This window comes from Arthrobacter sp. SO3 (genome assembly GCF_020532825.1).
Lineage (GTDB): Bacteria > Actinomycetota > Actinomycetes > Actinomycetales > Micrococcaceae > Arthrobacter.
Map to the genome: position 1 here is coordinate 12,241 of NZ_MQTS01000243.1, position 4,297 is coordinate 16,537.

General features: G+C 67.9%; 5 protein-coding genes. 3 read left to right on the forward strand and 2 right to left on the reverse strand.

Annotation, left to right across the window (positions count from 1 at the left end; all coding sequences use genetic code 11):
• Nucleotides 1-1,078: 1,078 nt before the first annotated feature.
• From BJQ90_RS20905 to BJQ90_RS20915, 3 genes are read left to right on the forward strand one after another with little or no spacing between them, the layout of a single operon-like run.
• Nucleotides 1,079-1,630 (forward strand): universal stress protein, encoded by a 552-nt coding sequence (locus tag BJQ90_RS20905; RefSeq protein ID WP_226762100.1) that lies wholly within the window; start codon nt 1,079-1,081, stop codon nt 1,628-1,630.
• On the forward strand, nt 1,630-2,256 hold the full coding sequence (locus BJQ90_RS20910; RefSeq protein ID WP_226762101.1) for a fluoride efflux transporter FluC: 627 nt from the start codon (nt 1,630-1,632) through the stop codon (nt 2,254-2,256). Before BJQ90_RS20905 ends, BJQ90_RS20910 begins: the two co-directional genes overlap by 1 nt.
• Nucleotides 2,253-2,630 (forward strand): fluoride efflux transporter FluC, encoded by a 378-nt coding sequence (locus tag BJQ90_RS20915; RefSeq protein ID WP_413463728.1) that lies wholly within the window; start codon nt 2,253-2,255, stop codon nt 2,628-2,630. Before BJQ90_RS20910 ends, BJQ90_RS20915 begins: the two co-directional genes overlap by 4 nt.
• A 70-nt stretch (nt 2,631-2,700) precedes the next feature.
• On the opposite strand, the gene BJQ90_RS20920 is transcribed toward BJQ90_RS20915, so the two are convergent.
• The gene (locus BJQ90_RS20920) at nt 2,701-3,465 is read right to left on the reverse strand and encodes a sulfite exporter TauE/SafE family protein (protein WP_226762102.1); all 765 of its coding nucleotides are present in this window, start codon (nt 3,463-3,465) and stop codon (nt 2,701-2,703) included.
• A complete protein-coding gene (locus tag BJQ90_RS20925; RefSeq protein WP_226762103.1) occupies nt 3,462-4,067 on the reverse strand; it encodes a rhodanese-like domain-containing protein in 606 nt (201 codons plus the stop codon). The genes BJQ90_RS20920 and BJQ90_RS20925 overlap by 4 nt, the downstream gene beginning before the upstream one ends.
• Nucleotides 4,068-4,297 lie beyond the last annotated feature (230 nt).

A 4,297-nucleotide genomic window follows, 5' to 3' on the forward strand; every position in this document is an offset into this window, starting at 1 on the left:
GAACGCGTGGAATCGAGCCCTCTCCGCACTCTTTCCAAGAACGCCGATAATCAACATTATGTCAAGTAGAGTTTTGCGTACCTCATCAGATGAATCCCCCGGCTTCAGGACAGGCCTTCAATCGCCATGGAGTAGATGGCGCACAAAAACGCCGCGGCGGTGACCACCAAAGCGATGGCACCTAGGATCCTTCCTTGCCTCCCAGGGATGGAGAGGATCCCCAGGAAGGCCGCCTACAGGATCAGAGGAATGGGAAAAAACACGAAGAGGCCGCCCAAGGCCAGCCCTTGCGGGCCACTTCCCACTGCAATGGAAACGAGCGTCGTTACGACGGCGTTCACAATGACCAGGATCAGGGCAGGCAAACCGACCGTGAACGTCCCTTTTCGCCGCGGCGCGGGCCGGATGCGGTAGCGGTCTTCCCGTCCTGTCCCCATAAGGGTGACGGTACCCCAAGCCCATCCCAAAGTCGGCCAGTCTAGGACGAATATGCACAACCCGAACAACACGAGGACTGGCGCCTCCCCCGCCGGTCCGACGCCGTGAACTTCCGCCCCCGACTGCGCCGGCCACAGGGTTCCCTTAAACGCCGGAGTCTCCTCGCGGTGGTCGTCTGATCGGCCGAAGCCTCAAACACCCAGCCGCCGGGCTGGACGTGTTGCTCGCTGCACTTGGCGGAATCGGGTCCGATTTGCTTGATCCGCAGGTCCACCTCTTCAGCAAGGATCAGGGGCCTCTCCGCCGGCCTGCGCCTTCCCTCGCTGCGCCTTCATAATCCATCTGCTCCAGGCCGGCAAAGGCGGAGATTTTAGGCTGCCAATCCGCCGTGCTGCCCGACGGGTCCGACGGGTTTAGCCTTGTTGTAAAAGACGCCGGATTCGACCAGGACCGGGCTCGGGAAGGAATCCGGACCGCCTCCACGAGCGAGGTCCTGCGTGGCAGGCTTCGGTGCGGTGCAAAACGCGCGGGCCGGGTTACAGATGATACGTTCGTGGCGGATCTCACCGCACGCTCCGGCTGCCGACAACAGAGATCCCGGGCGCCCGCGCGACGCCGACACCCAGCGACAGGAGCGCCCATGAATGAGCCAGCCGACATGACCCGGGCCGGCACCGGGGCGATCCCAAACGTCCCGCGCCGGATCACCGGACCGGTGCTGATGGGTGTAGTCCCCGGCCAGCCCCTGGCCGTCATTCACCGGGCCGCGGAACTGGCCCACAGCCTGAACGTCCAACTGATCTGCGCGTACGTGGATGTCACCACCTACCTGGCTGAAGAGCCGGACGGCCGGACGGGCGCACTGCCGATTGATCCGGACGGGATCGACGACGACATCGAAGGGATCAGCGCAGGCATCAAAGAACGCCTGCAGGAAGCCCTGGACGGAAGCGGGGTCCACTGGTCCTTCGTGACACTCGCCGGGGATCCGGCCCGGGCCCTCGGACGGTTGGCCGGGTCTTCCGACGCGTCCGTGATTGTCGTGGGCACCCGCGAACGCGGACTTGGAGCCCGGTTGGAGGAGCTGCTCGTCGGCTCCGTGGCTGTTCACCTCACCCACCGCCAGCACCGGCCGGTCCTGGTCGTCCCGCTCGCCCCGCACCGCAAACAACATCGGCAGGAGGGCCACTGATGGAACCGCCCACCCCCGAATCCACAGCCACCGCCCGTCCTTCGGAGACCCGTCCTTCCGAAAAGACCGGCACGGCAGGCACCGGAAGGCGGCCCGTCGACACTGACGCGGCACCGACCGGCAGTCCCGAAACGGATGCGGGCACCCTGGGCGAGGCCCGCGCCCATCGCCCCGTGCACCTGCACCCCGGCTTCGTGCTGGTCGTCATCACCGGAGGTGTGTTCGGAGCCCTGGCCAGGTACGGTCTCAGCACCGTCCTGCCGTCCCCGGGAGGCTGGCCGCTGCCGACCCTGATCATCAACCTGGCCGGGGCATTCCTCCTCGGCGTTCTGCTGGAGTCACTGGTCCGGCGCGGTCCGGACGCCGGACGGCTGAGGGTGGTCCGCCTGCTCGCCGGCACCGGCTTTATGGGGGCCTTCACCACTTACAGCACCCTGGCTCTGGAAACGAATACCCTGCTCGGGGCGGGACGCCCGGCCGACGCTCTGGTCTATGTCGCCGCCACGCTGCTCGGCGGCGCCGTGGCAACAGTGGCCGGGATCCGGGTCGCCGTCGGGCATCACAGCGGGAAGGCCCGACGCCGGGAAGCGGCCGTCCGCTCCGGGCATGAGGAGAGCCGCCGGTGAGCGTCCTGACCATACTCTTGCTCGGCCTCGCCGGCGGCTTGGGCGCCGGAACCCGCTTTGTCGTCGACGGGCTGGTCCGTTCCCGAGCCCGCACGGCACTGCCCGTGGGAACCATCGCCATCAACGTCACCGGATCCTTCCTGCTGGGCTTGGTCGCCGGGGCCGTGATTGTCCACGCGGCACCCGTCGAGCTGCAGTACATCGCCGGCACCGGGTTCCTGGGCGGTTACACCACTTTCAGCACCGCCAGCTTCGAGACCGTCCGGCTCATCCAGTCCCGCCGCACCGGACTTGCCCTCGTTAACGGAATCGGCACCGCCGTCGCCGCAGTCGGCGCCACGGCCGCCGGACTGGCCCTGGCAACCCTGCTGTAGATGCAACTGCGTCGCCTGATGCGCGGAACTTTCCGGCCCCGGTGTTTTTCTCGTTCCCTCAGGGGCGCCGTCAGGACAGGAGTGCCTGGGCTGCGACGTAGGCGGCGATGACGAGGACGAGGATGCCGAAGCCGCGTTTGAGTGTTTTGTCCGGGATGCTGGTGCCGATTCGCCCGGCTGTGAGGGAGGCGATCATCGCGGCCCCGGCGAAGGCTGCCGTGACGGCCCAGTCGATCTGCAGGTCGCCCAGGTGGGCGGCGAAGCCGGCGGCGGCGTTGATGACGATGATCACCAGGGAGCTCCCCACGGTCACGGTCATCGGGAGGCCGAGGACCAGGGTGAGTGCGGGGACGATCAGGAAGCCGCCGCCGACGCCGAGCAGGCCGGTGAGGAACCCGACGACGGCGCCGGTGGCGATCGCTTTGGGCAGGCAGCTGCGCCAGTTGACCCCGCCTCCGGGCAGGGCACAGGAGCCGCCGGCGGAGGTGGAGGGCATCAGCATCCGGATGCCGGCGAAGACCATGATCGCGGCGAACGCCAGGAGCAGGATCTTCGGGTCCAGGAGCCGGTTGACCATCGCGCCGAGGTAGGCGGTGGCGGTTCCTGCGGCGCCGATGATCAGCGCGAGCCGCCAGTTCACCCCGGTCCGCAGCCGGGGCAGCACCGCGACGGCGGAGGACGCGCCGACAACGACCAGCGACGTCGGGATGGCCGCGGCCAGCGGCAGCCCCACGCCGTAGACCAGGGCGGGGACGGCGAGGATGGATCCGCCGCCTCCGACCAGGCCCAGCAGGGCGCCGACGATCAGCCCGAACGCCGCCGCGGTGAGGATCATGCCCGGGCGTCCAGGTTCTGCAGGGCCTGGTGCGCGGTGGGCTCGTTGGCGGAGCGGTTCCACGGCATCTTCGAGAGCACCTGGCCCATGGCGCAGCTGTTGGTCGCGGCGGAGAACGTCAGCCCGGCGCCGATGCCCCCGGCGACCAGTCCCAGCTTCGGTGAGACGAATTTCGCCGCGACGATACTGGCGAGGACCAGGGAGCCGGCGGTCATCCGGACCTGGCGTTCCAGGGCCCAGGGTCCGCGGCCGCGGACCACGGTGCCGCCGGCGGCGGCGTAGGCGGGGACTCCCCCGGCCAGGACGCTGGCACCGGCCAGGCCGACGGCGTCCAGGTGTTTGCGGGCCTGCTCGGCCCGGTTGCCGGACTGGCAGACCAGGACCACGCGGGTGCCCATTTTTGCCGCGAATTCTTCGGTGTGCTCACTGAGCATGGGAAGCGGCACATGGTAGGAGCCCTTGATGTGCAGGGAATCGAACTCTGCGCCGCCGCGCACATCGATGATCATCAGATCGTCGTGGTTGTCTTCCCAGGCCTTCAGGGTCGAGGCATCGATGGACTGCGGGGCGGATTCAACGGGGGTTCTCTTCAAGGAAGTCATAATCTCTTTCGGTATATCCTGGAACATTTTCGGTACATCGTGGAGCATTTCTGCTGGCGGCCCCGCGTTTGCAGGTAGCCGCCGTCCACCGCCCGGTTCCCCGCGTCGAAGGGACCGGGTCCGGGCAGGTGGAAGCCCGGGCGGCAACTGGGGGGGCATGCCGCCCGGGAACTCTGGTGGGCTCAGCTGACGGGGAAGCCCGCAGCCGTCCAATCGAGCATTCCGCCGGG